Genomic DNA, 26,096 nt, shown 5'->3' on the forward strand with positions numbered 1-26,096 from the left:
CGTGCACCGGACCACTGACAATCCGGTCCGCCGCCGGCCGCGGCCCGCCGCGGGGCCGTCGCCGCGCGGCGTCCACGGTGCGGACGCCCTGTCGCCCGGCCGCCGGGAATCCGCACAATGAGGGCATGGGCATGATCAGTACGGAGGGTGAGCCCACCGCGCCGCGGGCCCCTGACGAGTGGGCGCGCCACTGGCGCTACCCCGGGCTGCCCGGCCTCGACCTGCTGCGCGCCCGCTACGTCCGGCACTCCTTCCCCCGGCACGCCCACGACGGGTATGTGCTCTGCGCGGTCACCTCCGGGATCGAGGCGGTCGGCCTGCGCGACGGCGTCGTCCGCGCCGGACCCGGCTCCGTCGTGATGATCAATCCGGAGGTGCCGCACACCGCGCGGGCCGGCGCCCCCGAGGGCTGGGCCTACGCCACGCTCTACCCCTCGGTGGACCTCGTCGCCGGGATCGCCCATGAGACCACCGGGCTGCGCGGCACCGCGGGCTTCGTCCGGACCGTCGCCGACGAGCCCGGCCTCGGCCGGCTGATCGCCGGCGTCCACCGGGCCGCCGAGGCCGGCAACGCGCTGGCCGCCGACAGCCTGCTGCGGATCGTGGTGGCCCGGCTGCTGCGCGGCCACGGGGGACCGCTGCCCGCCCGCGCGTCCCGGGCGGCCGGCGCCCGTACCGCCGCCCGGGCCCGCGCCGTCCTGGAGGAGCGGATGCCCGATCCGCCCACCCTGGAGGAACTCGCCCGGGAACTGGGGACCAGCCCGTTCGCGCTGCTGCGGGCCTTCCGGGCCGCGTACGGCATGCCGCCGCACACCTGGCTCACCGACGCCCGCGTGCGGCGCGCCCGCCGGCTGCTGGAGGCCGGCACCCCGCCCGCCGAGACGGCCGTGACGGTCGGCTTCACCGACCAGCCGCACCTGAACCGGCACTTCACCCGGATCGTCGGAGTGCCGCCGGGCGCCTACCGCCGGGAGCGCGCGGCGGCGGGTGCAAGAACGTACAAGACCGCGGGGGACGCGCCCTCCTAGGGTCCGGGGCGTGGCTGAACAGACAGATCGCGCAGTACCGGCGGAGATACGCACCGCCCAGGTCCGCGGCCCGGGGAGCCCCGCCACCGGGGCGCACGACGAGCCGCCGTCCGTACCGGAGCGGCCCGATGCGGCCGTCGTCAGGGACGCGTTGGGCGTCGGCATCGCCGTCGGGCTCTCCGGCTTCGCCTTCGGCGTGACCTCCGCCGGTGCCGGGCTCAGCGTCTGGCAGACCTGCGCCCTGAGCCTCCTGGTCTTCACCGGGGCCTCGCAGTTCGCCCTGGTGGGCGCGCTCGCCGCGGGCGGCAACCCGTTCACCGCCGCGGCCGGGGCCTTCTTCCTGGGCGTCCGCAACGCCTTCTACGGGCTGCGGCTCTCCGCCGTCCTCGGCTACCGCGGCGCGGTCCGGCCGCTGGCCGCCCACTGGATCATCGACGAGACCGCGGCCGTCACCCTGGCCCAGACCGGGCGGCGCAGCGCACGACTGGGCTTCACCGTCACCGGGCTGTCGCTGTACGTCCTGTGGAACCTCACCACCCTCGGCGGTGCCCTGGGGGCCCGGGCGCTCGGCGACACCGCAGCCTGGGGCCTGGACGCGGCCGTCCCCGCGGTGTTCGTGGCGCTGCTCGCGCCGATGCTGCGGTCCGCCGTGGAGCGGTGCACGGCCGGCCTCGCCGTGCTGCTGCTCCTGGTGACGCTGCCGGTCCTGCCCGCCGGCGTGCCGGTGCTGCTCTCGGCGCTCGCCGCGCCCGCCGTCCTCGTAGTCCAGGGACGGTGGCGACGCCGGCCCGCCCCACAGGAGCGGGCCGGCGCGTACCACGACACCGTCGAGGAGGACCGGACATGAACGTCTGGATCGCGATCGGCGTCACCGCCGTCGGCTGCTACCTGGTCAAGTTCCTCGGCCTGTCGGCGCCCGCCGGCGTCCTGGAACGCCCCCTGGTCAAACGGTTGGCCGCGCTGCTCCCGGTGGCCCTGCTGGCCGCGCTGACCGCCCAGCAGACCTTTGGCGACGGTGGGCACCTGCTGCTGGACGCCAGGGCCGCCGGGGTCGCCGCGGCCGTCGTCGCCCTGCTGCTGCGCGCCCCGTTCCTGCTGATCGTCGCGGCCGCGGTGGCGGTCACCGCCGGGGTGCGCGCCCTGGGCGGGTGACTGCGCCGCCGGGCCGTCGAAGGGCCCGGCGGGCGGCCGCCCGGCCGCTCAGCCCAGTGGCCGCCCGTACGCCCGGAGCGTGAGCAGCGCCTCCAGGGTCACCAGCGGGCGGCCCTCCACCTCCGTACCGGGCGCCCACAGGCGCCAGTTGACGGGCCAGCCGCCGTCCTCCCCCTGGAGCGCGACGAGGTGGTCCAGGGCCCGGTCCATCTCCTGGTCGGTGAACCAGCCGCGGGCCAGCGAATCGGGCGCGGCGGCGAAGTCGTACGCGAAGTGGTGCTCCCCGGGGGCGTACCCCTCCGGTACCGGAACGTCGGCCGCCCGCTCCGGGTCCAGCACGACCAGGTCCTGCTCCCGTACCAGCCGGCCCAGTCGCCGCGCCGCCGCGGCCGCCCGCGGCCGGTCCGGGGCGCCGTCCAGGAACGCCACCGCCGCCGCGACCTCGTAGGGATGGGTCTTCTCCAGGGACTCCACGGTCGCCCAGCAGTAGTCGGTCGCCCGGAACAGCCAGGCGTGCCACACCTGATTGCGGTGCAGCAGCCCCACCACCGGGCCGGTCGCCAGCAGCGAGCTCGGCGGGTCGTCCACCACGGGGATCCAGGGCGCGGCCGGATAGCCGCGCAACGAGGGGTGCACCGCCGGCAGCGCCCCCTCGGACGTGGAGATCCGCGTCAGGTAGCGGCAGATCGGCTCCACCCGGCGGCCGTCGCACCGCCCGATCCGGTTCAGGACCTTCAGCGCGTGCGCGGTGTGCAGCGGTTGGCTGACCGGGCCGCGCAGGTCGGGTTCCAGGGCGTGGCCGTAGCCGTCGTCGTCGTTGCGGTACGCGGTGAGCGCGGTCTCGACCGGGTCCGCGCCGCCGCCGAGGAAGTGGTGCGCGAAGAGCCGCTGCTCCAGCACCCGGGCGGTCAGCCAGACGAAGCGCTCGGCACGCGCCAGAGGGGTCGCTGGGGGACTTACGTTTTCGGCCATGGCCCGACCGTAGGGGCGAAAGCCCGCGCCGGCACGGGCTCGCGGCCCGCTGCCCTCCGAGGGCGGGACCCTGGAGGCATCCGGTTGACGACCTCCGCCGTGGACGCGGGGCGTCTCCAGGGGCGGGACGGGGATTGCGGGTTCGCGGTGCGCATGCTGCAATGCCGCGCGTGATGGGTCAACTCCCGCTGCACCGGCGCCTCTTCCTGGACCTCGCGCGGCTCGCCTCCGCGGCGTGTCGTCCGGCGGGGCGCTGACCCCGTCCCGCGCGCCCGGTGCGCACGCCGCCGTCCCCGGCGTCAGCCGCGCCCGACGGCAGCCCGCCAGCGGACCCCGCCCCGTCCACGACCCGCGCGGGACCGGCCGCCCCGGATACCCGCGGTGCGCGCGCCGGTCCCACCGGGCAGGGCGTCAAACCGCCGTCCCGGTACACCGGTTGACGAGGCACCGTCCCACACCATCGCCGCCGCCGAGCGGCCAGCGGATGCGTCATCCTGCCCGCGCCCCGCGCGCCCGACCCTGGTGCGCGCGCCCTCCCGTTCCCCGATCCTGGAGCCGATCCGTGCCCACTCGCAGTAAGAACACCCGCATGCTGGCGCTCGCCGCCGCGCTGGCCGCCGTCCTCGGTGCGGCGGGGCCCGCGCGGGCCGCGGCCCCGCCCGCCAACCCCCACCTCGCCGCGGGCGGGGCGGGGGCCATGCACGGCGACACCGCCTCGTCGGACACCACGCCCCGACCGGGCCCGGGGACCGGCCGGGTCGCCGCCCACCGCACGGCGCTGCAGTCCGCCTGCCCGACCGTGCTGGCCGGCTCGGACGGCTACCCGGTCGCCGTCTGCACCGGCATCTTCGACCGGGCGCCGCACGTCCATCTGCTGGACCCGGCCACCGGCGCCTCGCTGACCGAGCTCAAGCTCGCCAAGTCCGGCGTGCTGGGCGGCATATACAGCTATCTGGACGAGCGGGACCGACTGGTCGTCGCCGACGGCTCCGGCGATCTGCTGCGGATCGCCCACGCCCGGACGGCGGGCGGCGGCTGGGAGGTGAAGGTCGTCGAGCGGACGCCGCTGACCGGCGCGGTCGCCGCGGGGGACAGCGTGGTCGGGCTCTCCCCGGACTGGCGGGGGCGGGTGTGGTTCGCGACCGCGCACGGCCTCGTCGGCACGGTGGACACCACGACGAAGGCGGTGCGCACGGCGGACCTCGGCGAAGCGGTGGCCAACTCCCTGGCCACCGCGCCCGAGGGCGCCGCGGTGGCCACCGCCCATGCGCTGTACCTGTTGCGCGCGGGCGCGGACGGGACGCCGCGGGTGGTGTGGCGACGGGCGTACGACCGCGGGCCGGCCCGCAAGCCGGGGCAGCTCAGCCACGGGACGGGGGCCACCCCGACGTTCTTCGGGCCGCGCACCGGTTCGGAGTACCTCGCGATCACCGACAACGCCGCGCCCCAGGAGAACCTGATCGTGGTGGCCACCAAGGACAACCGCACGGTGTGCCGGATCCCGGTCCTCGACCCCAACGGGAGCGGCACCGAGAACTCGCCCGTCGGGGCCGGCAACAGCGTGTACGTGGCGAGCACCTACGGCTATCCGTACCCGGCGGTGCCGGACGGCGCGGGGCCCGCCGAGCCCGCGAGCGCGCCGTTCGGCGGCGGGCTGACCCGGGTGGACCTCGACCGGGACGGCAGCGGCTGCGCGGTCCGCTGGGACGCCCGGATCCGCTCGGCGGCGGTGCCCAAGCTGTCCGTCGCGGACGGCATGCTCTACACGGTGGAGCGCACCGGAGTCCTGGACCCGGCCCGGACCGGCATCCTGGACCGCTACGACTTCCTGGCGGTGGACGCGGAGACCGGCCGGGTGGCGAACCGCAGCCGCCTGGGGACCGGCTTCCTCTTCGACACGCTCCAGATGGCGGGCAACGCCACGCCCGGAAGGGTGTGGTGGCAGGGCACCGTCACCGGGGTGGTGCGGATCGCCCCCCAGTAGCCGGACGGCGTCGGCGCCCGGCCGTCCGTCAGGGGACGCGGCCGGGCGCCGAGGGGGTCATGCCGTGCGACGGGGCATCAGTACTCGTCGCCCTCGTAGTAGTTGTTGACGACCACCTCGGGCTCGTCGTCGGAGAACGCCTCGTTCAGCAGCGCGCCGCCGACCAGGCCGGCGGCACCGGCGCCGATCAGCGCGCCGGTGCCGAAGCGCCGGCCGCCGCCCTGGTGCTGCTCCGGCTGCTGCGGGTAGCCCTGCTGGGGGTAGCCCTGCTGCGCCTGCTGCGGGTAGCCCTGCTGGACGGGCTGCGGGTAGCCGGCCTGGGCCGGGGTGTAGAACGGCGGCGTGGTGGTCTGCACCCGCTGCGCGCATCCGCCGCAGGTCTGGACCTGGCGCGGCACACCCCACTGCGGGGACCAGGTCACGGGCGTCATTCCGGGGCCGTGGCTGGGGTCGAAGAAGCAGGTCATGTCGGAACTTCCTGTCGGTTGCGGTGATGTGGCAGGGGTGGAGCCCGCTCCGGACGGCGCCACTCCGGCGGCGGAGGCCACGGCCACGGAAGTCGCCGTGGGCGTGGGCGCCGCCGCCGGGGCGGCGGCCGGCTCCGGGCGCAGCACCTCGACGCCGTAGTCCTGCGCGATCCCGGCGAGCCCGGAGGCGTAGCCCTGGCCGATCGCGCGGAACTTCCAGTCCGTGCCGTGGCGGTACAACTCGCCGAAGACCATGGCGGTCTCGGTGGCGGCCTGGCCGGAGAGGTCGAAACGGGCCAGCTCGGCGCCGCCGGTCTGATCGACCACGCGGATGTAGGCGCTGCTCAGCTGGCCGAAATTCTGCCGGCGCTGCTCGGCCTCGTAGATGGAGACCGGGAAGACGATCTTTGCGACCTCGGGCGGGACCGCGCCGAGGTCCACCTCGATCTGTTCCTTGTCCTCGCCGGTGGGGCGGCTGCCGGAGTGCCGCACCGCGCCGTCGGGGCTGGTGAGGTTGTTGAAGAACACGAAGTGCTGGTCGGAGAGGACCTTCCCGGACTCGCCGCACAGCAGCGCGCTGGCGTCCAGGTCGTGGCCGGTCCCGGTGGTGGTTCCCACCTGCCAGCCCAGCCCCACCCTGACGGCGGTCAGACCCGGGGCCTGCTTGCTGAGCGACACATTGCCGCCCTTGGTCAGGGCCACGCCCATGAGCTTCCTCCATACGTTCCCGGCATCAGGCGTCCGTCGGCTACAACGCCAAGGAAATCGGCAAGGTTCCCTATCTTGCGCAATGCTTGAAGTATGCGACTGAGAAGTCGTCAGGACGGTCCCGCCACCGCGTCCTGACGCCTTTCTGTCGCGGTGCTGTCACCGCGCGACGGTCCGGTCACCGTGCGACGGCCCGCCCGGCCTGCGCCCAGTTCGCGTGCAGCCGGTCCAGGTAGGACCGGGCCTGGGCGCCCGGCGCGGTGCCGTGGGCGAAGGCGAGCATGTTGCCGGCGCCGGCGTTGTAGCCCAGCGCCAGCAGGTCGTCGCGGGAGTGGTCGGCCGGTCGTTGCGCGGGCAGCCGGCGGTCCAGGTCGTGCAGGTACCAGGCGGCCGCCTCGACGGCGAGTTTCCGGTCGTCGGGCAGCTCCTCCCACTTCCGGTCGGCGAAGTCCCGGCCGCGTTTGACCTCGTCGAAGGCGGCCCGGTGCATGTTGGCGATGCCGAACGCGGCATCGGGCTTGTAGCGCTGCCAGGCCCGCTCCAGCGCCGGATCGTGCGGCTTGTACGCCTCGTTGTAGAGGATCGCCATCAGCAAGTGGGGGTGGACGCCGGCCGCCGTCGCGTACGTGCGCACCGCGGCGGCGCAGTCGGCCGGGTCGTACGCCCCGTCGGGCCGGGGGGCCGTGGAGTCGTCGCCGGGCGTCGCGGAGGGGGTGACGTCCGGTGCGGTGGACGTCGTGCCGGACGGCCGGGGCGCGGTGTCGGGAGCGGGGCCGTGGCCCGTGTGCACCAGTGCCCAGACCGTCACGGCGGCGCCGGGCAGCACCCACCAACGCCACCGCGCCCGGGCTGTCACCATGTCCCGCTCCCTCCGGAAGCCGCCGCTCCGGCGTCGGACGGACCGTCCCGCCCGGCCCGCCGGCCGACGCGCCGCTCAGCCGACGTTGACCCCGAAGTCCTGGGCGATGCCGCGCAGTCCCGAGGCGTAGCCCTGGCCGATGGCCCGGAACTTCCACTCCGCGCCGTGCCGATAGACCTCGCCGAAGACCATGGCGGTCTCGGTGGAGGCGTCCTCCGTGAGGTCGTAGCGGGCGATCTCCCGGCCGTCGGCCTGATTGACCACGCGGATGAACGCGTCGCGGACCTGGCCGAAGCTCTGGCCGCGCTGCTCGGCCTCGTAGATGGAGACCGGGAAGACGATTTTGGCGACCTGCGCGGGGACGGTGGCCAGGTCGACCTGGATCTGTTCGTCGTCGCCGTGGCTACCGCCGGTGAGGTTGTCCCCGGAGTGCACCACGGAACCGTCCGGGCTGGTGAGGTTGTTGAAGAACACGAAGTGCTGGTCGGAGACGACCTTGCCGGACTGTGCGCACAGCAGCGCGGAGGCGTCCAGGTCGTAGTCGGCGCCGGTGGTGGTGCGGACGGCCCAGCCCAGCCCGATGGTCACCGCGCTGAGGCCGGGGGCCTCCTTGCTGAGCGAGACGTTGCCGCCCTTGGCCAGGGTCACACCCATGAAAACCCTCCAGCGTTCCTTGGAGCCGGTCTGTGCTGTCGTCCTGGACAACGCGGGGAACCTCATCTTGGTTCCATGATTGCGCAATATCTAAAATGTCTGGGGCGTCGGGGAGCGTGGACGGGGCCGGGGCGGCCCTCAGCCGCCCAGGCGGCGGAGCCGGGGCGGCGCGGCGTGCGCGTCGCGGGCGGCGAGTTGGACGACGAGGGTGCGCATCACGGCGACGGTGTCGGGGTCGTCGACGAAGTAGACGACCCGGCGGCCCTCGCGGCGGGAGCGCACCAGTCCGGCGAGTTTGAGCTTGGACAGGTGCTGGCTGATCGCGGGCAGGGCGCCGCCGACCCGTTCGGCCAGTCCGCTGACGTCGCTCTCGCCCTGGGCCAGTGCCCAGACGATGTGCAGCCGTGGGGGAGAGGCCAGCAGCCCGAACATCGCGGCAGCCTCGGCCAGTACCTCGGCGGACGGATCGGCCATCGCGCCCGTCCCCTGGCCCGCTCCCTCGATGCTCTTCATCACTGCGGCTCTCCCCGTTTCTCGCCCCCGGTCGGCCCAGTCTAGGCGGCGCGCCCCCGGCCCGTACGGCCGCCGGTGCCGGCGGTGCCCCGGTGACGGGCGGGGAGTTCGCGGGCCACCGGGGTCACCGGTGGCCCGCCGGGCGTCAGTTGACGCAGGGGATGCCGCCCTCCTTGACGGAGTCGCCGGCGAAGGCGTCGGAGGGGACGGGCGAGGGGGAACTGTCCTTCGTGGCGGGGTCGGCGGACTTCTCCGGGGTCGTCGCCCCGGTGGCGGGCGGGGCCGTGAAGTCCCCACCGAGGACGACCTGGACGTGTCCGGCGGGCACCGAGGCGGAGGAGACCGGCGCGGCCGTGCTCAGCCGGTCGCTGATCTGCCGGGCGGCCTCCTGTGCGCCGGCGCCGTAGAGGACGGTGGTGTGCTGCCGGGGGGTGGCGTTCTCGGTGCGGCCCGCGGTGTAGCCGAGCGCGGTCAGCGCCTTGAGCTCGTCTGCCGCGGCGCCCTTCTTCCCGGAGCCGTTGAGGACGTCGACGGTCGCCGGGGCGGCCTTCACGGACGCGGACGGCGACGGTGCCCCGTCGCCCGGCCGGTCCGAGGAACCGGGCTTCTCGCCGATCAGGGACTGCACGATGGACCGGATCTTGGGCACGTCCACGAGATTGACGGACTCGCGGTTGCGGGTGGCGAAGCCGGCGATGGGCAGGGTGTGGAACACCACGTTCCCGCCGGTCAGGTTGGTGGCCTGCTGGGCGAAGTCCAGCACGTCGAACTTGCTGTCGATGACCAGGTCCTTCTTCACCACGTCGAACAGCCCCTGCAGCTTGCCCAGGTCGGTGAAGACCCCCTGGCTCTTCAGCTTGTGGGTGACCGACGAGATGAACGCCTGCTGGCGGTGGGTGCGGTCCAGGTCACCGCCGTCGAGGCCGTGCCGCTGCCGCACGAACGCGAGCGCCTGCTTGGGGTTGAGCTGCTGGTGCCCCGCGCCGAAGTCGGCACCGGAGTACCGGTCCTTGACCGGGTGCTTCAGGCAGACCTCGATCGGCTGGAGCACCTTGGCGATGTCGTAGAAGCCCAGCAGGTTGACCTCGGCGAAGTGGTCGATCGGCACCTGGAGGAAGTTCTGCACCGTCGCCAGCGTCGCCTCCCGGCCGGCCTCCCGGCTCCGGCTCTCCAGGTCGGCGCCCTTGACCCCCTGGGCGGAGAACTTGTCGTGGGCGACCGTATAGGCGTTGGCGTACGCCTCCTTGATCTTGAAGTGCCCCTGGGAGGTGCCGTCCCCGTTGAAGGTCTGCACATAGTCGTCGCGCGGGACGGAGAACGCGGTGACCTTCCCGCCGTCCGCCGGGATGTGCATCAGGATCAGGGTGTTGGTGTTGTAGTAGCCGATGTCGCTGGACCCGGCGTGCAGCTGGTCCTTGACGAACTCCCGCGGCAGGTCGTTGCCGTTCATGTCCTTGCGCGAATCCAGGCCGATCAACAGCAGGTTGACCGAATTGTCCAGATGCTTGGGTGCGTCCTTGCCTCCGATCGCGTTGAGCGCGTCGGAGGTGTTCAGCCCGCTGCTGACCCAGTTGTACGCAGCCCAGGACACCCCGCTGGCCAGGAGGACCAGCGCCGAGGAGAGGGCGAGCGCGGTCCGTCCGGCGACGACCAGGGGGGAGCGCCGCCGTCCGCCGCGCCCGTCGGCCGGCCGCCGGCGTGCGGCCCGCCCGCCGGTCCCCCCGGCCTCCCGGCCGTCCGGTCCGTACGGACTCCGCCCGTAGGGGCTGTGGTCGTCATGCACCGCTGTTCCTCCTGCTCCGCTTCCGGTCGCCGCGCCGGCCGGCCCGTATGCCCCGGACCGTCAGCACCGCGATCAGCACCGCCTCGGCCGCCGCCATGGCCGGGAACCCGTCCACGGCCCAGCGCACCGCTGCCGTCGTCAGTCCCTTGCCCTGGACGGTGGTGGTGCCCGCCACCTGCTCGCACGCCACGGTGACGACCGCCACCACCAGGGGCGGCGCGGATATCAGCCACCAGGCGCCGGCCCGGGTGCAGGTCCTGCCGGTCAGCGCCGCGCCGAGCGCCGCGGCCACCGCGAACACCCAGCCCGGCCGCCCGCCGAGCGCCACGTCGACCGCGGCACCCGCGGCCGTCACCGCCAGCGCCACCACGGCGGCCCGAAGCGCCGGGCGTCCGCGCCCCGCCCGGTCCGCCCGCGCACCGGCCCGCCCGGGAGCCGGCCCGATGCCGGCCGCTCCCGGGTGCCGGTCTCCGCGGCGACGTGGGCCCGGGACCCGGCGTGAGACCTGTGCCGGGTCCCGGGCCAGGTCGTCGTACCCGTTCGGGGCTTCGGTGCGCTGACCTGTCATTCGCATCCTTCGGACGGCCGGACCGGCGAGGCGGTCGCGGGGGCGTGCCGCGCGGCGGCAAGGGGTGGTTCCGGCCGGGAAGACGACGATTGCGCCGAGCCGGTTTCACATTTGACTGCTCGATTGCGCAATCTAGCAAGTGTGAGAGGGGTGGTCGGACCGGCCGCCCGGGGCACGCCGCGACGAACCGGGACGGGCGCGCCCGGCCGCGGCGGGGCGGCGGCACCGGCCACGGCACCGGGAGTCCCCGGCCCCCGTCGATCTTCGCTGGCCTTTCGTCCGGCCGCGGCGGTATGAAGGGGGCTGGGCCCGGATGCCCTCCCGGGCGCTCGCGCGGGGAGGCGGGAAACCGGGGAACGTGCAGGCCGGAGTGGGTACGAGGCGGGAATCATGCGGTTGACGGTGTTCTGGGAGCGGATGGCGGACCACTTTGGTGCGGGCTACGCCGACTCGTTCGCGCGCGATCACGTGATGGCGGAGCTCGGCGGTCGCACCATCCACGAGGCGCTGGCGGCGGGATGGAGCGCCAAGGAGGTCTGGCGGGTGGTCTGCGCGGTGATGGACGTGCCGCAGAGCAAGCGGTGAGCGGGCCGCGGCCGGGTGTCGGTGCGGTAGGCGACACTTGGCAGCGTGTCCGTGACAGATGAGACCAGCAGCCACGACGGCCCCCGCCCCGACGACCCGCCGCAGGACCGGTCCGGCGACCGGCGCGAGGCGAGGATGCCGCGCTGGCTGCCGCGCGCCATGGTGCTCGCCCTCGCGCTGGTGGCCTGCTTCCAGCTCGCCACCTGGGGCTTCCACCAGCTGATCGGCCTGCTGCTGAACGTCCTCATCGCGTTCTTCCTGGCGCTGGCCATCGAGCCGGCCGTCGACTGGATGGCCGGTCGGGGCATGCGCCGCGGGCTCGCCACCGGCCTGGTGTTCCTCGCGATCGTCGTCGCCACGGTCGGCTTCTTCGCGCTGCTGGGGTCCATGCTGGCCGGCCAGATCGCCACCATGGTCGAGGAGTTCCCGCAGTACCTGGACTCCGTCATCAGCTGGATCAACAGCACCTTCCACACCCACCTCTCCCGGGTCCAGGTGCAGAACAACCTGCTGAACTCCGACTGGCTGCAGAAGTACGTCCAGGACAGCGCCAACAACGTCCTGGCGGTCTCCGCGCAGGTGCTGGGCGGGCTGTTCAACCTCCTCACGATCGCGCTGTTCTCGTTCTACTTCGCCGCCGACGGCCCCCGGCTGCGGCGGGCGCTGTGCTCGGTGCTGCCGCCCCGGCGTCAGGCCGAGGTGCTGCGCGCCTGGGAGATCGCGGTCGCGAAGACCGGCGGATACCTCTACTCCCGCGGGTTGATGGCGCTGATATCCGGCATCGCGCACTACGTCCTGCTGGAGATCCTGGGTGTGCCCTACGCCCCGGCGCTCGGCATGTGGGTCGGCCTGATCTCGCAGTTCATCCCGACGATCGGCACGTACATGGCGGGTGCGCTGCCCATCCTGATCGCGTTCACCGTCAACCCCTGGTACGCGGTGTGGGTCTTCGGCTTCGTCGTGGTCTACCAGCAGTTCGAGAACTACCTGCTCCAGCCCCGGATCACCGCCAAGACCGTGGACATCCACCCCGCGGTCGCCTTCGGATCGGTGATCGCCGGCACGGCGCTGATGGGTGCGGTCGGCGCGCTGATCGCGATCCCGGCCACCGCGACGCTCCAGGCGTTCCTGGGCGCGTACGTCAAGCGGTACGAGGTCACCCCGGACCCCCGGGTCCGCCGCTGGTCGCGGCGGCGCGGCGCGGCACCGGAGAGCACCGGGGACGCCGGGACGACCGCGCCGGACCCGGACTCGGTCCCGGTCCCCGTCCGGGACGGCGGGCCGGGCGCGGTGCGGCGGGACGCGGAGTGACTCCGGGGCCGCGGCGGTGCGGCGAGCGGCGCGCTTGACACCAAAATCGAACATCCATTCTTATGGGGAATCCGGCCGCCTGGCGTGGCTCCGGCCCAGGGGAATCCAGGGCCGTCCGCGGAGTTATCCACAGGCCGGAGCCGGGGTCCGGGCGCATTGTCAGTGGCAGGGGTTAGCGTCATGGACGTGAAGCGATCGACTCAAGCAAACCGGGTGGAACCCATGGCAGGCACCGACCGCGAGAAGGCGCTGGACGCCGCGCTCGCACAGATTGAACGGCAATTCGGCAAGGGCGCGGTCATGCGCATGGGCGAGCGGTCGAGGGAGCCCATCGAGATCATCCCGACCGGCTCGACCGCCCTCGACGTCGCCCTCGGCGTCGGCGGCCTGCCTCGCGGCCGGGTCGTGGAGATCTACGGACCGGAGTCCTCCGGTAAGACCACCCTGACCCTGCACGCGGTGGCGAACGCACAGAAGGCCGGCGGCCAGGTCGCGTTCGTGGACGCCGAGCACGCCCTCGACCCCGAGTACGCGCAGAAGCTCGGCGTCGACATCGACAACCTCATCCTGTCCCAGCCGGACAACGGCGAGCAGGCCCTGGAGATCGTCGACATGCTGGTCCGCTCCGGGGCCCTGGACCTCATCGTGATCGACTCGGTCGCCGCCCTGGTGCCGCGGGCCGAGATCGAGGGCGAGATGGGCGACTCGCACGTCGGCCTCCAGGCCCGTCTGATGAGCCAGGCCCTGCGCAAGATCACCAGCGCGCTCAACCAGTCCAAGACCACCGCGATCTTCATCAACCAGCTCCGCGAGAAGATCGGCGTGATGTTCGGCTCCCCGGAGACCACGACCGGTGGCCGCGCGCTGAAGTTCTACGCCTCCGTCCGGATCGACATCCGCCGGATCGAGACCCTGAAGGACGGCACCGAGGCGGTCGGCAACCGCACCCGCTGCAAGGTCGTCAAGAACAAGGTCGCGCCGCCCTTCAAGCAGGCCGAGTTCGACATCCTCTACGGCCAGGGCATCAGCCGCGAGGGCGGCCTGATCGACATGGGCGTCGAGCACGGCTTCATCCGCAAGTCCGGCGCCTGGTACACCTACGAGGGCGACCAGCTCGGCCAGGGCAAGGAGAACGCCCGCAACTTCCTCAAGGACAACCCCGATCTCGCCAATGAGGTCGAGAAGAAGATCAAGGAGAAGCTGGGCATCGGCGTGAGGTCGGCGGACGCCGCGGCGGAGCCCGGCGCGGACGCCGCCGGCCCGGCGGCGGAGGCGCCGGCCAAGGCCGCGCCGGCGGCGGCCGCCAAGACCGCCAAGGGCACCAAGGCCGCGGCGACCAAGAGCTGACCCGCCATGACACGGCGAACGGAATGGCCCGACAGCGCCGGCTACGGCGCTGTCGGCGACGCCGAGAACCGTAGTGGCCGCGCGGGCGGCGCCGCACCCGAAGGTGGCGCCGCAGTCGAGGACGGCGGTGGTCCCCTCCCGTCGAGGGCCGGGTCGGGACCGCCGCGTACGCCCGAGGAGCAGGCGCGGGCGATCTGCCTGCGCCTGCTCACCGGGAGTCCGCGGACCCGTCGGCAGCTCGCCGACGCCCTACGGGAGCGGGGCATCCCCGAGGAGGCCGCGGAGGAGGTGCTCGCCCGCTTCGAGGACGTCGGGCTGATCGACGACGCGGCGTTCGCCGGCGCCTGGGTGGAGTCCCGACACCACGGCCGGGGCCTGGCCCGCCGTGCCCTGGCCCGGGAGCTCCGCACCAAGGGGGTGGACTCCGCCCTGATCGACGAGGCCGTGGGCCGCCTCGACCCGGAACAGGAGGAGACCACCGCCCGCGCGTTGGTCGACCGCAAGCTGCGGGCGACCCGCGGCCTGGACCGCGACAAGCGGCTGCGCCGGCTGGCCGGCATGCTGGCCCGCAAGGGCTATCCGGAGGGCCTCGCCCTCCGCGTCGTCCGCCGGGCCCTGGAAGAGGAGGGCGAGGACCCGGAGATGCTGGACCACCACCTGCCGGACGCCTGAAGCGTCCCGGCCGGTGGCATTCCGGTCGCCCTGCGTCCTCGAACTCCCGGCCCCTGCACGGGCCTTGGCGTCACGCTCCCGCCCGCCCTCCGGGCGGACGGCGGGACTGCGCGGACCCGCCCTGGCCGTCCACCGGCAGGCCCGCCGCGCGCCATGCCTGGAAGCCGCCGATCAGGTCGGTGGCGCGGTGCAGGCCCAGTGCGTGCAGGGAGACCGCGGCGAGGCTGGAGGCGTAGCCCTCGTTGCAGATCACGACGACCGGCAGATCGTGGTGGGTCGCCTCGGGAGCGCGGTGCGCGCCCGTCGGGTCGAGCCGCCATTCCAGCTCGTTGCGCTCGACGATCAGCGCCCCGGGGACGGTCCCGTCGCGCTCCCGCAGCTCCGCGTAGCGGATGTCCACCAGCAGGCCGCCGGTCGCCTGGAGCGCCGCGGCCTGTTCCGGATCCACCCGGGTCAGCGCGCGCCGGGCCCGGGCCAGCAGCTCGTCGATCCCGCTCACGCCGCGAACCCCCGTCGCCCGCCCCCGCGTGCGCCGGTCGCACGCCCTACTGTCGTGTGCCCGCTCCGCTCGCTCATGTCCACTCCCCCGGGCGTTCGATCTCCTCCAGCCGCAGTACCGCTCCGCTGCGGCTGTACCGCCGCATCAGCGGCAGCGGCGGGTAGTAGGCGTGCACGGACACCGCATGGGTGTCGGGGGAGAGGTTGAGCACCTGATGGACGTGGTGCGGGCCGAAGGCCCGCCCCCGCCCCCCGCTCAGCCGGCGCTCCCGGTCGACGCCGTCGGCGAGCTCCAGGGTCTTCCAGCCCTCGGTGGGGATCGCGGCGGCGAGCGACTGCTCGGTCAACTCCCCGGCGGCCGCCGCGAAGGCGCCGCGCGAACCGCCGTGGTCGTGCCAGCCGGTGCCGGTGCCGGGCGGCCAGCCGATCAGCCAGGCTTCGCTGCCGCCCGGCCCGTCGAGCCGGATCCAGGTGCGGCCTTCCGGATCGAGCGGCAGGGACGCGACCAGCGCGCGGTCGGCGGCGGTACGGCGGGCGAAGTCGAGGAGTTCGGCGGCGCCGGGGCCGCCGTCATGGGCGCGGGCACGCGGGCGCGCGGGGGACTGTACATCGGGCACGGAAACCGTCCTGAGTGATCGTGAGGGGCGCGGCCGTCGCACCACGACGCACTGCCGCGCAGAGGAGGCCGCCGCGGCACCGGCCACGGCGGAGGAGATCAACAGGACGGACGACACCTGCAGCCCGCATAGCGGACCAGGTCCACATGGACCCTCCGCCAGAATCGCGAGCCGTGATCAGTCACTCTCGGAGTGAAGCACGGAGCTTCCCGGAGGGTCAACCGACACCACGTCCCCCGACGGCTCCGCCGGAGCGCCGTCCGGCCGGTCACCGCACTCCCCGGCGGTCCCGTCCGCGGCCGGCCGCCGGACCCCGTCCCCGGGCGCCCCGCCGCGCACCGCGTCCGCGCAGGCGGCCAGTTCGTCCGGGCGGACCCCGGACAGCGCGGCGACCACATGGCCGTCGGGCCGCACCACCAGCACGGTGTGCGCCGCGGCCCCCGGATACGCCTCGGTGACGAGGACCTCCGCGCGCATCGGCAGCGCGGCGACCGCCTCCGACAGACGGGGCATCAGCCCCGCCGACTGCCAGTGCCGCCGGTCCCACACACCGGTACCGGGCGCCACCAGCACCACCAGCAGCCCCTGCCCGAGCCGGTCGCGCAGCCCCACCGACGAGCCGTCCGAGGCGGTGACCGGCACCTCCACCACCGGCGCCCCCGGGAGGGTGCCGACCGTCGTCTCGCCGGGCAGTCCGGCGGGCGCCGCCAGGGGCGTCCCCGCGTAGGAGGGCGCCCCGCCGAGGGGACCGCGGCCCAGGTGGCCGTCGGTCAGCAGGGTGCTGCGCCCGCGCGCCGCGCCCGGCAGCACCGTCCGCCAGCGCACCGCGCCGCCGTCCCGCAGCAGCGGCAGCGCCGAGTCGGTGGCCCGCAGCCGGGCGGCGACCGCGCCCCGCCGCTCGACCTGATAGCTGTCCAACAACGTCTCGGTGGCGCCGTGGTGCCAGGCCAGGCCCAGCTTCCAGGCGAGGTTCTCGGCGTCCCGCAGGCCCTCGTCCAGGCCCTGGGTGCCCAGCGCGCCCAGCAGATGGGCGGCGTCGCCGGCGAGGAAGGCGCGGCCCCGCCGCCAGGTCCGGGCGAGCCGGTGGTGGACGGTGTGGACACCGGTGTCGAGGAGTTCGTAGGGCGGGACCAGGCCGGTGTGGCCGCGTCCGCCGGGCGTGCCGCCCTCGTCGCCGGGCCCGTCCGCGGCCTCCGTCGCCCAGCCGGCCAGCGAGTCGCGGATCCGGGCCACCAGCGCGTCCGGGGTCACCAGATCGCGCCCCGGGGGCAGCAGCCAGTCCAGCCGCCAGACCCCGCCGGGCAGCGGGCGGGCCGACACCTCGCTGACCCGTCCGCCGCCGTGCCGGGCCGGCGAGCGGTGCAGCAGCGCTTCGCCGGGCCAGGGGAGTTCGGTGCGCAGCGTGGCCACCGCGTGCCGTTCGACGGCGGTGCGCCCGGGGAAGCGGACGTCCAGCAGCTTGCGGACGGTGGACCGCGGGCCGTCGCAGCCGACGAGGTAACTCCCGCGCCACCACGTTCCGTTGTCGCCGCGGGTCTGGGCGCTGACGCCCTTGGCGTCCTGTTCGACGGCGGCCAGCCGGCTGCCGGAGACGACCTGGGCGAGCGGTTCGCCGGTCAGCGCGGTGCGCAGTGCGCGGGTCAGCGCGTGCTGGGGGAGGTGCAGGGGGGACGCGTCGTCGCCGAACGCGACCCGTTCCAGCAGCCGGCGGCGGCGCATGGTGCGCCACGCCGACCAGCGGGCACCGGCGCCCGACAGGGCGTCCGCGCAGCCGAGCCGGGCGGCGAACGCCGCGGTGTCCGGGCGGAGTACGACGGTGCGGGCGGGCCGGGGCTCCTCCTGGCCTTCGGTCTCGTCGAGGACGACGACGGGTACCGCGTGCCGGGTCAGCGCGAGGGCGAGGGCGAGTCCGACCGGGCCGGCCCCGACGACGATCACCGGCTCCACGGCGCGGCTCCCTGGATCCGGCGGTACGTACGGGACGTGCGGGAACTGGCAGTGGAGGCCCGGTGCGTGATCACACAGCGTATGCAACCCATTGCGACCGCCGCCGTCAAGTGAAGGAGGCGGTGGCGCCGTTGCCACCGCCTCCGGACGGTCGGTACCGGCCGCGCTGGGCCGGACCTTCCGTCAGTCCTTCGCGCCGGCCGGGGCCTCGGCGCTCTCCGCGGCGTCCGCGGCCGCCACCGGCTCGGCCGCCGCGCCGACCCGGATGCCGGTCCGGGCCCGGCGCCCGCGCCGCTCGATCCAGGTGGCCAGGGCGGACAGCGCCAGGCACATCGCCACGTAGATGCTGCCGATGACGATGATCACCGGGATGTAGGTGTCGTTCCCGTTGACGATGATGTTGGTGCTCATCAGGCGGGCGGTGTAGAGGAGTTCCTCGAAGGTGATGATGTAACCGAGCGAGGTGTCCTTCAGGGTCACCACCAGCTGGCTGATGATCGTGGGCAGCATCGCCCGGACCGCCTGCGGGATCAGCACGGTCGTCATGACCTGCGTCTTGCTCAGGCCGAGCGCGTACGCGGCCTCCTTCTGACCCTTGGGCACGGCGTTGATGCCGGCCCGCAGCACCTCGGCCTGCACCGAACCGTTGTAGACCGTCAGGCCCGCGACCAGCGCCCAGAACTGCGGCTGGCTGCCGGTCAGGCCCAGCGCGTCCCGGTTGGTGAGGAGGATGACCCACAGTGCGTAGATCGTGATCAGCAGCGGGACCGCGCGGAACAGCTCGATGAAGCCGGTGGCCAGCCAGCGGACCGGCTTGTGGTCGGAGAGCCGGGCCACCGTCAGCAGCAGACCCAGCGCCAGCGACAGCACCGCCGCCACCGCAAAGACCTGAAGGGTCGTCAGGACGCCGTCGCGGATGCTGGTACGCACCCCGGCGTAGTTGAAGATCCGCCAGACCTCCGGGTCCAGTTGGCCCTTGGCGTCCAGCCGCAGGAACGCGAAGGCGATCAGCCCCAGCACCGCCAGCGCGCCGATGACGCTGTAGACGCGGTTGCGGGCCTTCGCCTTCGGCCCCGGCACGTCGTAGAGAACGCTCGCGCCACTCATGCCCTTACCTCGCTTCGTCCCGTCCCGCCGGTGCGCGGAGACGGCGCCCGTCCGTACATGTCGTTCCTGGTGTCACGGCTGCCGGTGCCACTCATCGGGCGACCCCCAACCGGCGCTCCAGCAGCCGGAACAGGCCGCTGACCGCGAAGGTGATGACGAGGTAGGCCAGCGCCGTCCACAGGAAGATCCAGGCGATCGGGTAGCCCCGGTCGTTGAGCAGCTTGGAGACGTTGAACAGCTCGCCGTAGCCGAACGCGCCGGCGATCGCGGAGTTCTTGGTGAGCGCGATGATGATGCTGCTCAGCGGCGGGATCACGGTGCGGGTCGCCTGCGGGAGCACGATCAGCCGCAGCGTCTGGGGGAAGCTCATGCCCAGGCTGCGGGCCGCCTCCGCCTGGCCCAGCGGCACGGTGGTGATGCCGGACCGCACCGCCTCGCACACGAACGAGGAGGTGTAGAAGCCGAGCGCCAGCGTGGCCAGGACGTACGGGCTGGCCCCCTGGAAGAGGATCTGCGGCACGACGAAGAAGGCGACCAGGAAGAGCAGCGTCAGCGGCGTGTTGCGCAGCACCGTCACCCAGGCCGTGCCGAAGGCGCGCAGCGGCGGGACCGGAGAGACCCGGAAACCGGCTATGAGCACGCCGAGCACCAGCGCGAGCAGCGCGGCGGACGCGGTGATCGCCAGGGTTCCGAGGAACCCGTCCCGGAACTCGGGCAGATAATCGAGGAGTACGTTCATGGGGTCTCCGCGGTAGCGGTCGGGTCGGCGGCGGGTAACGGCGGGGTACTACAGGCAACTGCGCGACGCCGCCCGCGGGGCGGTGGGGTGCGCGGGAGACAGCGCGCCCCGTACACCCGTCGCGGCGGGCGTACGGGGCGGCGCGGTCCGGTGCGTGCGCGGGCCGTCAGTAGCGCGGCAGCGGCGTCTCCGGGGCGACGTAGGCGGAGCCGGACTTGCCGAGCGTGCCCTGGTACGCCTTCTTGTAGTCGCCGTTCTTGATGTGGTTCTCCAGCGCGGTGGTGATCGCGTCGCGCAGCGCCTTGTCGTCCTTGGCCAGGCCGACGCCGTAGGGCTCCTTGGTGAAGGACTTCCCGACGACGCGGAGCTTGCCCGGGCGCTGGGCGGCGTAGCCCTTGAGGATCGCGTCGTCGGTGGTGACCGCGTCGACCGTGCCGTCGAGCAGGTACTTCACGCAGTCCGAGTACTTCGCCTGCTCGTTGGTGACCGCGCCGTACTTCTTCTTCTTGATCTCCTGGAGCGGGGTGGAGCCGACGATCGAGCAGACCTTCTTGCCCTGGAGGGTGTCCGGCCCGGTGATCGCCTTGTCGTCCTGGCGCACCAGGAGGTCGGCGCCGGCGGTGTAGTACGGGCCCGCGAAGCTGACCTGCTTCTTGCGCTCGTCGTTGATGGTGTACGTACCGACGTAGTAGTCGACCTGGCCCTTGGAGATGGCGGTCTCACGGACGTTGGAGTCGACGGTCTGGAAGTTGATCTGCTTCGCGGAGAAGCCCAGGTCGGCGGCGATCATCTTGGCGATCTCGATGTCGAAGCCGGAGTAGGTGTTGGTCGCCGGGTCCTTGAAGCCGAGGAACGGCTGGTCGGCCTTGACACCGATGGTGATCTTGCCGGCCTTCTGGGCCTTCTGCAGCGTCGGGGAGTCGACCTTGACGTCCTTGGCGACCTTGTAGTCGGCGCTGTAGATGTCGCTTCCGGGCTGCTTGTCGCCTGCCGATCCGGACTGGCCGCCGCACGCGGTCGCCGTCGCCGCCAGCGCGAGCACCATCGCGCCCGCCGCAGCCGTCTTACGCATCCTCATGGTGAACATCCTTTGGTTCAACAGGTGTTGGCAATCATGGTGGCCCGACTACGGCCTCAGTGGTGGAGGATCTTCGACAGGAAGTCCTTCGCCCGGTCGCTGCGCGGGTTGTTGAAGAACTGGTTCGGCTCGGCCTCTTCGATGATCTTGCCGTCCGCCATGAAGACCACCCGGTTCGCCGCGGAGCGCGCGAACCCCATCTCGTGGGTGACCACGACCATCGTCATGCCGTCCCGGGCGAGCTGCTGCATGACCTCCAGCACCTCGTTGATCATCTCCGGGTCCAGCGCCGAGGTCGGCTCGTCGAAGAGCATCACCTTCGGGTCCATCGCCAGGGCGCGGGCGATCGCCACCCGCTGCTGCTGGCCGCCGGAAAGCTGGGCGGGGTACTTCTCCGCCTGGGCGCCGACGCCGACCCGGTCGAGCAGTGCCCTGGCCTTCTTCTCCGCGGTGGCCTTGTCCGTCTTGCGGACCTTGGTCTGGCCCAGCATCACGTTTTCCAGCACGGTCTTGTGCGCGAAGAGGTTGAAGGACTGGAACACCATGCCCACGTCGGCACGCAGCCGGGCCAGTTCACGCCCCTCCTGGGGCAGCGGCTTGCCGTCGATGCCGATGCTGCCGGTGTCGATGGTCTCCAGGCGGTTGATCGTGCGGCAGAGGGTGGACTTGCCGGACCCGGAGGGCCCGATCACCACGACCACCTCGCCGCGCCGGATCGTCAGGTTGATGTCCTGGAGCACGTGCAGCGCGCCGAAGTGCTTGTTCACGTTGTCCAGCACGACCAACGGTTCTCCCGTGGGCGCAGGGCCCCCGGCGTTCTTGGCCACCGGTACTTCGCTCATCGGCGTACAGCTCCGTCCTCCTCGGTTGGGAGGACCCTAATGACGGGCTGCGACCAGCGTCATTACATCTGAGCGAGAATTGAGCATAACGATCCGGCTGCAAACGGACACATAGTGTGAACGAGCAGGCGGGCGGGGCGGCGAGCGCATACTGACGGTACGTCCCCGGGGGGTACCGGGTGGGTAACGGATGGCGGACCGGAGGTGGCGGCCTCTTGACGGGTGGGCCACCCATCGCCGTAGATGCCCTGTGGCCCGTACGCGTACCGAGAGGAGGGCCCGATGAGACTGCTGCTCGTCGAGGACGACGACCATGTCGCCGCGGCCCTGTCCGCGGTGCTGTCCCGGCACGGCCTGACCGTGGTGCACGCCCGCAGCGGCGGGGAGGCGCTGCAGGCGCTGCTGCCCGACGACGCCGAGCCGTTCGCCGTGGTGCTGCTCGACCTCGGGCTGCCCGACCAGGACGGCTTCGAGGTGTGCGGCCGGATCCGCAAGGTCTCCGCGACCCCGGTCATCATGGTCACCGCGCGCTCCGACGTCCGCTCCCGGATACACGGCCTCAACCTCGGCGCCGACGACTACGTCGTCAAGCCCTACGACACCGGCGAACTGCTGGCCCGCATCCACGCGGTGAGCCGGCGCACCGGCGCGGCAGGCACCGGCGGCGACCAGCCGGTCGAGGAGAGCGTCCCCCGGGAGCCGCTGCGGCTCGGGTCGCTCGCCGTCGAACTCCCCACCCGCCAGGTGTCCGTGGACGGCACGGTCGTCCCGCTCACCCGCAAGGAGTTCGACCTGCTGGCCCTGCTCGCGCAGCGCCCCGGGGTGGTCTTCCGCCGGGAGCAGATCATCAGCGAGGTCTGGCGGACGAGTTGGGAGGGCACCGGCCGCACGCTGGAGGTGCACATCGCCTCGCTCCGCGCCAAACTCCGCATGCCGGCGCTGATCGAGACGATCCGCGGCGTCGGCTACCGCCTGGCCGCCCCGGCCGCCGGCTCCGCGCCGGACGGCCGGCCGCCGGCCTCCTGACGGCTGCCCGGCGCCGTGCGCACCCGACTCCTCCCGCTCCTCATCGTGCTGATGGCCGGCGTGCTGCTCGCACTCGGCGTGCCGCTCGGCGTGATCACCGCCGGGGTGGAGCAGCAGAAGGTGGTCGTCGACCGGATCGACGACGCCGCCCGGTTCGCCTCCCTCGCCCAGTTCGTCACCGCCCGCCCCAGCGCCGACGCCGGCAGCAAGACCCCCGAGGAGGACGAGCGGCTGGCCACCCTCCGGGCCGAACTCACCCGCTACGAGGAGCTCTACGGGATCCGGGCCGGCGTCTTCTACCGCGACCGCACCCCGATGGCCGCCGCCCCGCAGGACCTGACGGTGCCCACCGGCGGTGAGGGCGCCCAGGCGTTCAGCGAGGCGCTGGCCGGCCGCCGCAGCCACGACCCGCACCAGATCTGGCCCTGGGACGACACCGGCCGGATCCCGGTCGCCTCGCCGGTCATCCGGGACGGCGACGTGGTCGCCGTGGTCGTCACCGACTCGCCCACCGGTCGGATGCGGGCGCGCATCCTGCACGGCTGGTTGCTGATCGCGGCCGGGGAGTGCGCGGCCATGCTGGTCGCCGTCGCCGCGGCGTTCCGGCTCACCGGCTGGGTGCTGCGCCCGGTCCGGGTGCTCGACACGGCCAGCCATGACATCGCCACCGGCCGGATGAACGCCCGGGTCGCCGCCACCGCCGGACCGCCCGAACTCCGCCGGCTGGCCCGCTCGTTCAACGAGATGGCCGACCACGTCGAGGACGTCCTGGAACAGCAGCGCGCCTTCGTCGCCGACGCCTCCCACCAGCTGCGCAACCCGCTGGCCGCGCTGCTGCTGCGGATCGAGCTGCTGGCCCTCGAACTCCCCGAGGGCAACGAGGAGATCGCCTCCGTCCGCACCGAGGGCAAACGGCTCGCCCGGGTCCTGGACGACCTCCTCGACCTGGCGCTCGCCGAGCACGCCGCCGCCGACCTCCAGCTCACCGACGTCGCGGCACTGGCCGCCGAACGCGTCGACGCCTGGCGCCCGCTGGCCGAGGACAAGGGCGTCCGCCTCGCCTACGAGGGGCGCCCCGCGGTCACCGGATGGGCCGACCCGGTCGCCCTCTCCAGCGCCCTGGACGCGGTCGTCGACAACGCCCTGAAGTTCACCCCGGCCGGTGAACCGGTCGCGGTGGCGGTGACCCCCGACGGCGAACGCGTCACGATCACCGTCGCCGACCGCGGACCCGGCTTGGCCGAGGACGAACTGGCCCGGATCGGCGACCGGTTCTGGCGCAGCGGCCGGCACCAGAACGTCTCCGGCTCCGGCCTCGGCCTGTCGATCACCCGCACGCTGCTCGCCGCCGGCGGCGCGACCATCGCCTACGCGCCGCACCCGCCGCACGGCCTGACGGTCACCGTCTCCGTGCCGCGCAGCGCGCCCTGACCGGTCCGCGGCATCGCGCACCCCGCATTGCGCGACCTCTTGCACGACTCATTGCACGACTCATTGCACCGAGGCAATCACGGCATTGCACCGTGCACCGCACCGACCCGCTCGCCGCACGTCGGGCGACGCCCCCGCCGTTCCCGCCGCTCCGCTCACTGCTTGACCGAGACGTAGTAGTCCCGGGCCCCGGTGTGCAGCGGCAGCGGATCGGTGAACACCGCCGTGCGCAGGTCCACGTTCTGCGCCGCGTGCACCTCGTGGCCGATCGCGTCCCGGCTGTTGATGACGGTCCGGGTGATCCCGAACGTCAGCGCCGCGTCCTCCCGGTCCGTGGTCACCAGCAGGTTCGCCACCGCGATCGTCTTCACCGCCTGCCCGTTCTGGACCCGCGGATAGGCGTCGGCCGGCATCACCGCCGCACGGTAGTAACGGGTCCGCTCGCCCTGCCGGTGCAACGCCGGGATCAGGTCCCCCAGCTGCACCAGCCGCACCGGGTACCGCTGCGCCAGACGCTGCACCGCCAGCGTCGGCAGCCCGCCCGACCAGAAGAACGCGTCCAGCTCGCCGTGCTCCAACATGCCCGGCATCCGGTCGATGCCCACCCGTACCGGCACGATGTCCGTCCCGAAGTCCAGGCCGGCCGCCTCCAACAGCCGTCGGGTGATCAGCTGGACGCCCGACCCGTCCGCGCCGACGCCCACCCGCAGCCCCCGCAGGTCGCGGGCCGAGCGCACCGCGGACCCCCGGGGCACCACCAGCTGCATGTAGTCGTCGTAGAGCCGGGCGCAGGCCCGCAGCCGGTCCGCACCGGGTTCCTGCCGGTCGCGGTAGGTGGCCACCGCGTCCGCCGTGGCGATGGTGAACCCGGCCCGCCCGGTGGCCAGTTGGCGCAGATTGTCGATCGATCCCTCGCTCCGCTCCAGGCGCAGGTTCACCTCCGGCAGATCCCGCGCGAGATCGTCCTTCAGCAGCTCCCCGTAGCGCGCGTACACCCCGGTCGGCACGCCGGTGGCCAGCGTCACCTGGCCCCGGGGCGTGGCGGACCCGCCCGGCTGCACGCACCACAGCACCAGCCCGAGGAGGGCCAGGGCCGCGGACGCCGCGGTCAGCGCCCGGCGGCGGCCGGGGCGGGAGAGGATCGCCATGGGCCGGATCCTGCCAGTCCGCACGCCCCTACGGGAGGGGCCGAGAGGTCACGTCTCGGCCGCCGTCCGGTCACTGGGCCGGGGCGCCGTCCCCAAGGCCCCCCGCAGCCGCTCCAGCAGCGCCCGGGCCGCCGGCCCGGCCGGCCCGTCCGCCCGCCAGGCCAGCGCGATCCGGCCCCGCGGCCGGGCCCCGTGGAACTCCAGCGTCCGCAGGCCGCCGGCGCCCGCCGCGGCGCCCGCCGGCACGACCGCCACGCCCAGGCCGCGCGCCGCGAGCCCGGCCAGCAGCTTCGGCGCCGCCGCCTCGAAGGCGATCCGCGGCCGGAACCCCGCGTCGGCGCAGACACGTTCCAGCGCCGCGCGGCTCCCGGTGCCGCGCGGCAGGCTGATCAGCGGCAGGCCGCGCAGCGCGGTCAGCGGGATCCGCCCGCCGTCCGCGTCCGCCAACAGCGGATCGTCCGGGGCGACCGCCGCGACCAGCGGTTGGTCCACGACGATCTGGAACGCCAGCCCCGGCGGCGGCTCCTCGTCGGCGGTCCCGAGCAGCGCCAGGTCCAACTCCCCGCACTGCAGCGCGGCGAGCATCCGCTCCGAACTGTCCTCGGTGAGCGCGATGTCCACCTGCGGATGGGCGTCGTGGAAGTCCGCCAGCAGCGACACCGCCTCGGCCTCCCGCACCGCGTCGGCCCCCGACACCAGCCCGAGGGTGACCTGGCCGCGCAGCAGCCCGGTGAACTCCGCCACGGTCTCCCGCACGCCCTCGACGGCGGCCAGCGCGGCCCGCGCGTACGGCAGCACGGCCGCGCCCACCTCGGTCAGCGTCACCGACCGGCCGGAGCGGTCCAACAGCGGCTGCCCCAGCTCCCGTTCGAGCTGCCGGACCTGGGCGCTGACACCCGGCTGGGCCAGGTGCAGACGGGCCGCGGCCCGGGTGAAGTTGGCCTCCTCCGCCACCGCGACGAAGTACTGGAGCTGTCGAAGTTCCATAACCAGGAATTCTAGGTGCGAGAAGATCAAACTCTTGGACTTATGGTCGCGCCGCCAAGATCCTGGAAACCGA

Annotated in this window: 26 protein-coding genes and 1 pseudogene; 10 read left to right on the plus strand and 17 right to left on the minus strand. The window is 73.4% G+C overall.

The window, feature by feature from the left end:
- Positions 1-125: 125 nt before the first annotated feature.
- Genes JNO44_RS30570 through JNO44_RS30580 form a run of 3 tightly spaced genes read left to right on the plus strand, consistent with a single transcriptional unit; the run spans position 126 to position 2,180 of the window.
- On the plus strand, positions 126-1,028 hold the full coding sequence (locus tag JNO44_RS30570) for an AraC family transcriptional regulator (RefSeq protein ID WP_073449261.1): 903 nt from the start codon (positions 126-128) through the stop codon (positions 1,026-1,028).
- Positions 1,029-1,038: 10 nt separating this feature from the next.
- The gene (locus JNO44_RS30575) at positions 1,039-1,875 is read left to right on the plus strand and encodes an AzlC family ABC transporter permease (protein ID WP_420882704.1); all 837 of its coding nucleotides are present in this window, start codon (positions 1,039-1,041) and stop codon (positions 1,873-1,875) included.
- The gene (locus tag JNO44_RS30580; RefSeq protein ID WP_073449260.1) at positions 1,872-2,180 is read left to right on the plus strand and encodes an AzlD domain-containing protein; all 309 of its coding nucleotides are present in this window, start codon (positions 1,872-1,874) and stop codon (positions 2,178-2,180) included. The genes JNO44_RS30575 and JNO44_RS30580 overlap by 4 nt, the downstream gene beginning before the upstream one ends.
- A gap of 48 nt (positions 2,181-2,228) precedes the next feature.
- On the opposite strand, the gene JNO44_RS30585 is transcribed toward JNO44_RS30580, so the two are convergent.
- On the minus strand, positions 2,229-3,152 hold the full coding sequence (locus tag JNO44_RS30585; RefSeq protein ID WP_205366923.1) for a hypothetical protein: 924 nt from the start codon (positions 3,150-3,152) through the stop codon (positions 2,229-2,231).
- 589 nt (positions 3,153-3,741) lie between these two features.
- On the opposite strand from JNO44_RS30585, the gene JNO44_RS30590 reads away from it, so the two are divergent.
- Positions 3,742-5,136 carry a hypothetical protein gene (locus JNO44_RS30590; RefSeq protein ID WP_420882761.1) on the plus strand — a complete coding sequence of 465 codons (1,395 nt, stop codon included), beginning with the start codon at positions 3,742-3,744 and terminating at the stop codon, positions 5,134-5,136.
- Positions 5,137-5,747: 611 nt separating this feature from the next.
- On the opposite strand, the pseudogene JNO44_RS44845 reads toward JNO44_RS30590, so the two are convergent.
- From JNO44_RS44845 to JNO44_RS30620, 6 genes and pseudogenes are all read right to left on the minus strand, one after another.
- Positions 5,748-6,311, minus strand: a pseudogene (locus JNO44_RS44845) (TerD family protein); the annotation flags it as partial.
- A 178-nt stretch (positions 6,312-6,489) separates the two neighbouring features.
- Positions 6,490-7,170: a lytic transglycosylase domain-containing protein gene (locus JNO44_RS30600; RefSeq protein ID WP_205366926.1), complete on the minus strand. Its 681-nt coding sequence runs from the start codon at positions 7,168-7,170 to the stop codon at positions 6,490-6,492.
- A 75-nt stretch (positions 7,171-7,245) separates the two neighbouring features.
- Complete coding sequence (locus JNO44_RS30605; RefSeq protein WP_039632170.1) at positions 7,246-7,824, minus strand: TerD family protein; 579 nt, start codon at positions 7,822-7,824, stop codon at positions 7,246-7,248.
- A 138-nt stretch (positions 7,825-7,962) separates the two neighbouring features.
- Positions 7,963-8,337: an ArsR/SmtB family transcription factor gene (locus JNO44_RS30610; protein ID WP_240167718.1), complete on the minus strand. Its 375-nt coding sequence runs from the start codon at positions 8,335-8,337 to the stop codon at positions 7,963-7,965.
- Between the two features lie 145 nt (positions 8,338-8,482).
- Entirely contained in the window at positions 8,483-10,120 is a 1,638-nt protein-coding gene (locus JNO44_RS30615) for an LCP family protein (protein ID WP_240167719.1), read from the minus strand.
- On the minus strand, positions 10,113-10,688 hold the full coding sequence (locus JNO44_RS30620) for a DUF6542 domain-containing protein (protein ID WP_205366927.1): 576 nt from the start codon (positions 10,686-10,688) through the stop codon (positions 10,113-10,115). The genes JNO44_RS30615 and JNO44_RS30620 overlap by 8 nt, the downstream gene beginning before the upstream one ends.
- A 390-nt stretch (positions 10,689-11,078) precedes the next feature.
- Between JNO44_RS30620 and JNO44_RS30625 the strand changes: the two genes are divergently transcribed.
- The 4 genes from JNO44_RS30625 (at position 11,079) to recX (ending at position 14,603) form a co-directional block, all read left to right on the plus strand.
- A complete protein-coding gene (locus JNO44_RS30625; protein ID WP_039632166.1) occupies positions 11,079-11,273 on the plus strand; it encodes a DUF3046 domain-containing protein in 195 nt (64 codons plus the stop codon).
- Positions 11,274-11,408: 135 nt separating this feature from the next.
- Positions 11,409-12,584, plus strand: a complete 1,176-nt coding sequence (locus tag JNO44_RS30630) for an AI-2E family transporter (RefSeq protein ID WP_420882762.1) — start codon at positions 11,409-11,411, stop codon at positions 12,582-12,584.
- A 222-nt stretch (positions 12,585-12,806) separates the two neighbouring features.
- A complete protein-coding gene (gene recA / locus JNO44_RS30635; protein ID WP_073449252.1) occupies positions 12,807-13,931 on the plus strand; it encodes a recombinase RecA in 1,125 nt (374 codons plus the stop codon).
- Between the two features lie 6 nt (positions 13,932-13,937).
- A complete protein-coding gene (gene recX, locus JNO44_RS30640; protein ID WP_205366929.1) occupies positions 13,938-14,603 on the plus strand; it encodes a recombination regulator RecX in 666 nt (221 codons plus the stop codon).
- A gap of 70 nt (positions 14,604-14,673) precedes the next feature.
- Here recX and JNO44_RS30645 read toward each other — a convergent pair whose 3' ends face one another.
- From JNO44_RS30645 to JNO44_RS30675, 8 genes are all read right to left on the minus strand, one after another.
- The gene (locus JNO44_RS30645) at positions 14,674-15,102 is read right to left on the minus strand and encodes a rhodanese-like domain-containing protein (protein ID WP_205366930.1); all 429 of its coding nucleotides are present in this window, start codon (positions 15,100-15,102) and stop codon (positions 14,674-14,676) included.
- A gap of 73 nt (positions 15,103-15,175) precedes the next feature.
- Positions 15,176-15,718 carry a cupin domain-containing protein gene (locus JNO44_RS30650; RefSeq protein WP_205366931.1) on the minus strand — a complete coding sequence of 181 codons (543 nt, stop codon included), beginning with the start codon at positions 15,716-15,718 and terminating at the stop codon, positions 15,176-15,178.
- A gap of 98 nt (positions 15,719-15,816) precedes the next feature.
- On the minus strand, positions 15,817-15,903 hold the full coding sequence (locus JNO44_RS44850; protein WP_312635946.1) for a putative leader peptide: 87 nt from the start codon (positions 15,901-15,903) through the stop codon (positions 15,817-15,819).
- Positions 15,896-17,665 carry an FAD-dependent monooxygenase gene (locus JNO44_RS30655; RefSeq protein ID WP_205366932.1) on the minus strand — a complete coding sequence of 590 codons (1,770 nt, stop codon included), beginning with the start codon at positions 17,663-17,665 and terminating at the stop codon, positions 15,896-15,898. The genes JNO44_RS44850 and JNO44_RS30655 overlap by 8 nt, the downstream gene beginning before the upstream one ends.
- Positions 17,666-17,848: 183 nt before the next feature.
- A complete protein-coding gene (locus tag JNO44_RS30660) occupies positions 17,849-18,772 on the minus strand; it encodes an amino acid ABC transporter permease (RefSeq protein ID WP_205366933.1) in 924 nt (307 codons plus the stop codon).
- 91 nt (positions 18,773-18,863) lie between these two features.
- Positions 18,864-19,511: an amino acid ABC transporter permease gene (locus JNO44_RS30665; RefSeq protein WP_205366934.1), complete on the minus strand. Its 648-nt coding sequence runs from the start codon at positions 19,509-19,511 to the stop codon at positions 18,864-18,866.
- Between the two features lie 166 nt (positions 19,512-19,677).
- Positions 19,678-20,589, minus strand: coding sequence for a glutamate ABC transporter substrate-binding protein (locus JNO44_RS30670; protein WP_235094553.1), 912 nt, complete (start codon positions 20,587-20,589; stop codon positions 19,678-19,680).
- Between the two features lie 56 nt (positions 20,590-20,645).
- Positions 20,646-21,431, minus strand: coding sequence for an amino acid ABC transporter ATP-binding protein (locus tag JNO44_RS30675; protein ID WP_275695774.1), 786 nt, complete (start codon positions 21,429-21,431; stop codon positions 20,646-20,648).
- Between the two features lie 282 nt (positions 21,432-21,713).
- Between JNO44_RS30675 and JNO44_RS30680 the strand changes: the two genes are divergently transcribed.
- On the plus strand, positions 21,714-22,457 hold the full coding sequence (locus tag JNO44_RS30680; RefSeq protein ID WP_205366935.1) for a response regulator transcription factor: 744 nt from the start codon (positions 21,714-21,716) through the stop codon (positions 22,455-22,457).
- A 15-nt stretch (positions 22,458-22,472) separates the two neighbouring features.
- Positions 22,473-23,888 carry a sensor histidine kinase gene (locus tag JNO44_RS30685; RefSeq protein WP_205366936.1) on the plus strand — a complete coding sequence of 472 codons (1,416 nt, stop codon included), beginning with the start codon at positions 22,473-22,475 and terminating at the stop codon, positions 23,886-23,888.
- Between the two features lie 155 nt (positions 23,889-24,043).
- On the opposite strand, the gene JNO44_RS30690 is transcribed toward JNO44_RS30685, so the two are convergent.
- The gene (locus JNO44_RS30690) at positions 24,044-25,036 is read right to left on the minus strand and encodes a TAXI family TRAP transporter solute-binding subunit (RefSeq protein WP_205366937.1); all 993 of its coding nucleotides are present in this window, start codon (positions 25,034-25,036) and stop codon (positions 24,044-24,046) included.
- Positions 25,037-25,084: 48 nt separating this feature from the next.
- Positions 25,085-26,023, minus strand: coding sequence for a LysR family transcriptional regulator (locus JNO44_RS30695; RefSeq protein WP_205366938.1), 939 nt, complete (start codon positions 26,021-26,023; stop codon positions 25,085-25,087).
- Positions 26,024-26,096 lie beyond the last annotated feature (73 nt).

It is taken from the genome of Streptomyces noursei (genome assembly GCF_016917755.1).
Classification (GTDB): domain Bacteria; phylum Actinomycetota; class Actinomycetes; order Streptomycetales; family Streptomycetaceae; genus Streptomyces; species Streptomyces yunnanensis.

What these genes read in the sequence shown, in the direction of transcription:
- JNO44_RS30580 (WP_073449260.1), top strand. Translation starts at nt 1,872, where the DNA reads ATGAACGTCTGGATCGCGATCGGCGTCACCGCCGTCGGCTGCTACCTG.
- JNO44_RS30670 (WP_235094553.1), bottom strand. Translation starts at nt 20,589, where the DNA reads ATGAGGATGCGTAAGACGGCTGCGGCGGGCGCGATGGTGCTCGCGCTG.
- JNO44_RS30570 (WP_073449261.1), top strand. Translation starts at nt 126, where the DNA reads ATGGGCATGATCAGTACGGAGGGTGAGCCCACCGCGCCGCGGGCCCCT.
- JNO44_RS30590 (WP_420882761.1), top strand. Translation starts at nt 3,742, where the DNA reads ATGCTGGCGCTCGCCGCCGCGCTGGCCGCCGTCCTCGGTGCGGCGGGG.
- JNO44_RS30620 (WP_205366927.1), bottom strand. Translation starts at nt 10,688, where the DNA reads ATGACAGGTCAGCGCACCGAAGCCCCGAACGGGTACGACGACCTGGCC.
- JNO44_RS30660 (WP_205366933.1), bottom strand. Translation starts at nt 18,772, where the DNA reads ATGAGTGGCGCGAGCGTTCTCTACGACGTGCCGGGGCCGAAGGCGAAG.
- JNO44_RS30630 (WP_420882762.1), top strand. Translation starts at nt 11,409, where the DNA reads ATGCCGCGCTGGCTGCCGCGCGCCATGGTGCTCGCCCTCGCGCTGGTG.
- JNO44_RS30585 (WP_205366923.1), bottom strand. Translation starts at nt 3,152, where the DNA reads ATGGCCGAAAACGTAAGTCCCCCAGCGACCCCTCTGGCGCGTGCCGAG.
- JNO44_RS30600 (WP_205366926.1), bottom strand. Translation starts at nt 7,170, where the DNA reads ATGGTGACAGCCCGGGCGCGGTGGCGTTGGTGGGTGCTGCCCGGCGCC.
- JNO44_RS30690 (WP_205366937.1), bottom strand. Translation starts at nt 25,036, where the DNA reads ATGGCGATCCTCTCCCGCCCCGGCCGCCGCCGGGCGCTGACCGCGGCG.
- JNO44_RS30605 (WP_039632170.1), bottom strand. Translation starts at nt 7,824, where the DNA reads ATGGGTGTGACCCTGGCCAAGGGCGGCAACGTCTCGCTCAGCAAGGAG.
- JNO44_RS30610 (WP_240167718.1), bottom strand. Translation starts at nt 8,337, where the DNA reads ATGAAGAGCATCGAGGGAGCGGGCCAGGGGACGGGCGCGATGGCCGAT.
- JNO44_RS30675 (WP_275695774.1), bottom strand. Translation starts at nt 21,431, where the DNA reads ATGAGCGAAGTACCGGTGGCCAAGAACGCCGGGGGCCCTGCGCCCACG.
- JNO44_RS30665 (WP_205366934.1), bottom strand. Translation starts at nt 19,511, where the DNA reads ATGAACGTACTCCTCGATTATCTGCCCGAGTTCCGGGACGGGTTCCTC.
- JNO44_RS30625 (WP_039632166.1), top strand. Translation starts at nt 11,079, where the DNA reads ATGCGGTTGACGGTGTTCTGGGAGCGGATGGCGGACCACTTTGGTGCG.
- JNO44_RS30695 (WP_205366938.1), bottom strand. Translation starts at nt 26,023, where the DNA reads ATGGAACTTCGACAGCTCCAGTACTTCGTCGCGGTGGCGGAGGAGGCC.
- recA (WP_073449252.1), top strand. Translation starts at nt 12,807, where the DNA reads ATGGCAGGCACCGACCGCGAGAAGGCGCTGGACGCCGCGCTCGCACAG.
- recX (WP_205366929.1), top strand. Translation starts at nt 13,938, where the DNA reads ATGACACGGCGAACGGAATGGCCCGACAGCGCCGGCTACGGCGCTGTC.
- JNO44_RS30680 (WP_205366935.1), top strand. Translation starts at nt 21,714, where the DNA reads ATGAGACTGCTGCTCGTCGAGGACGACGACCATGTCGCCGCGGCCCTG.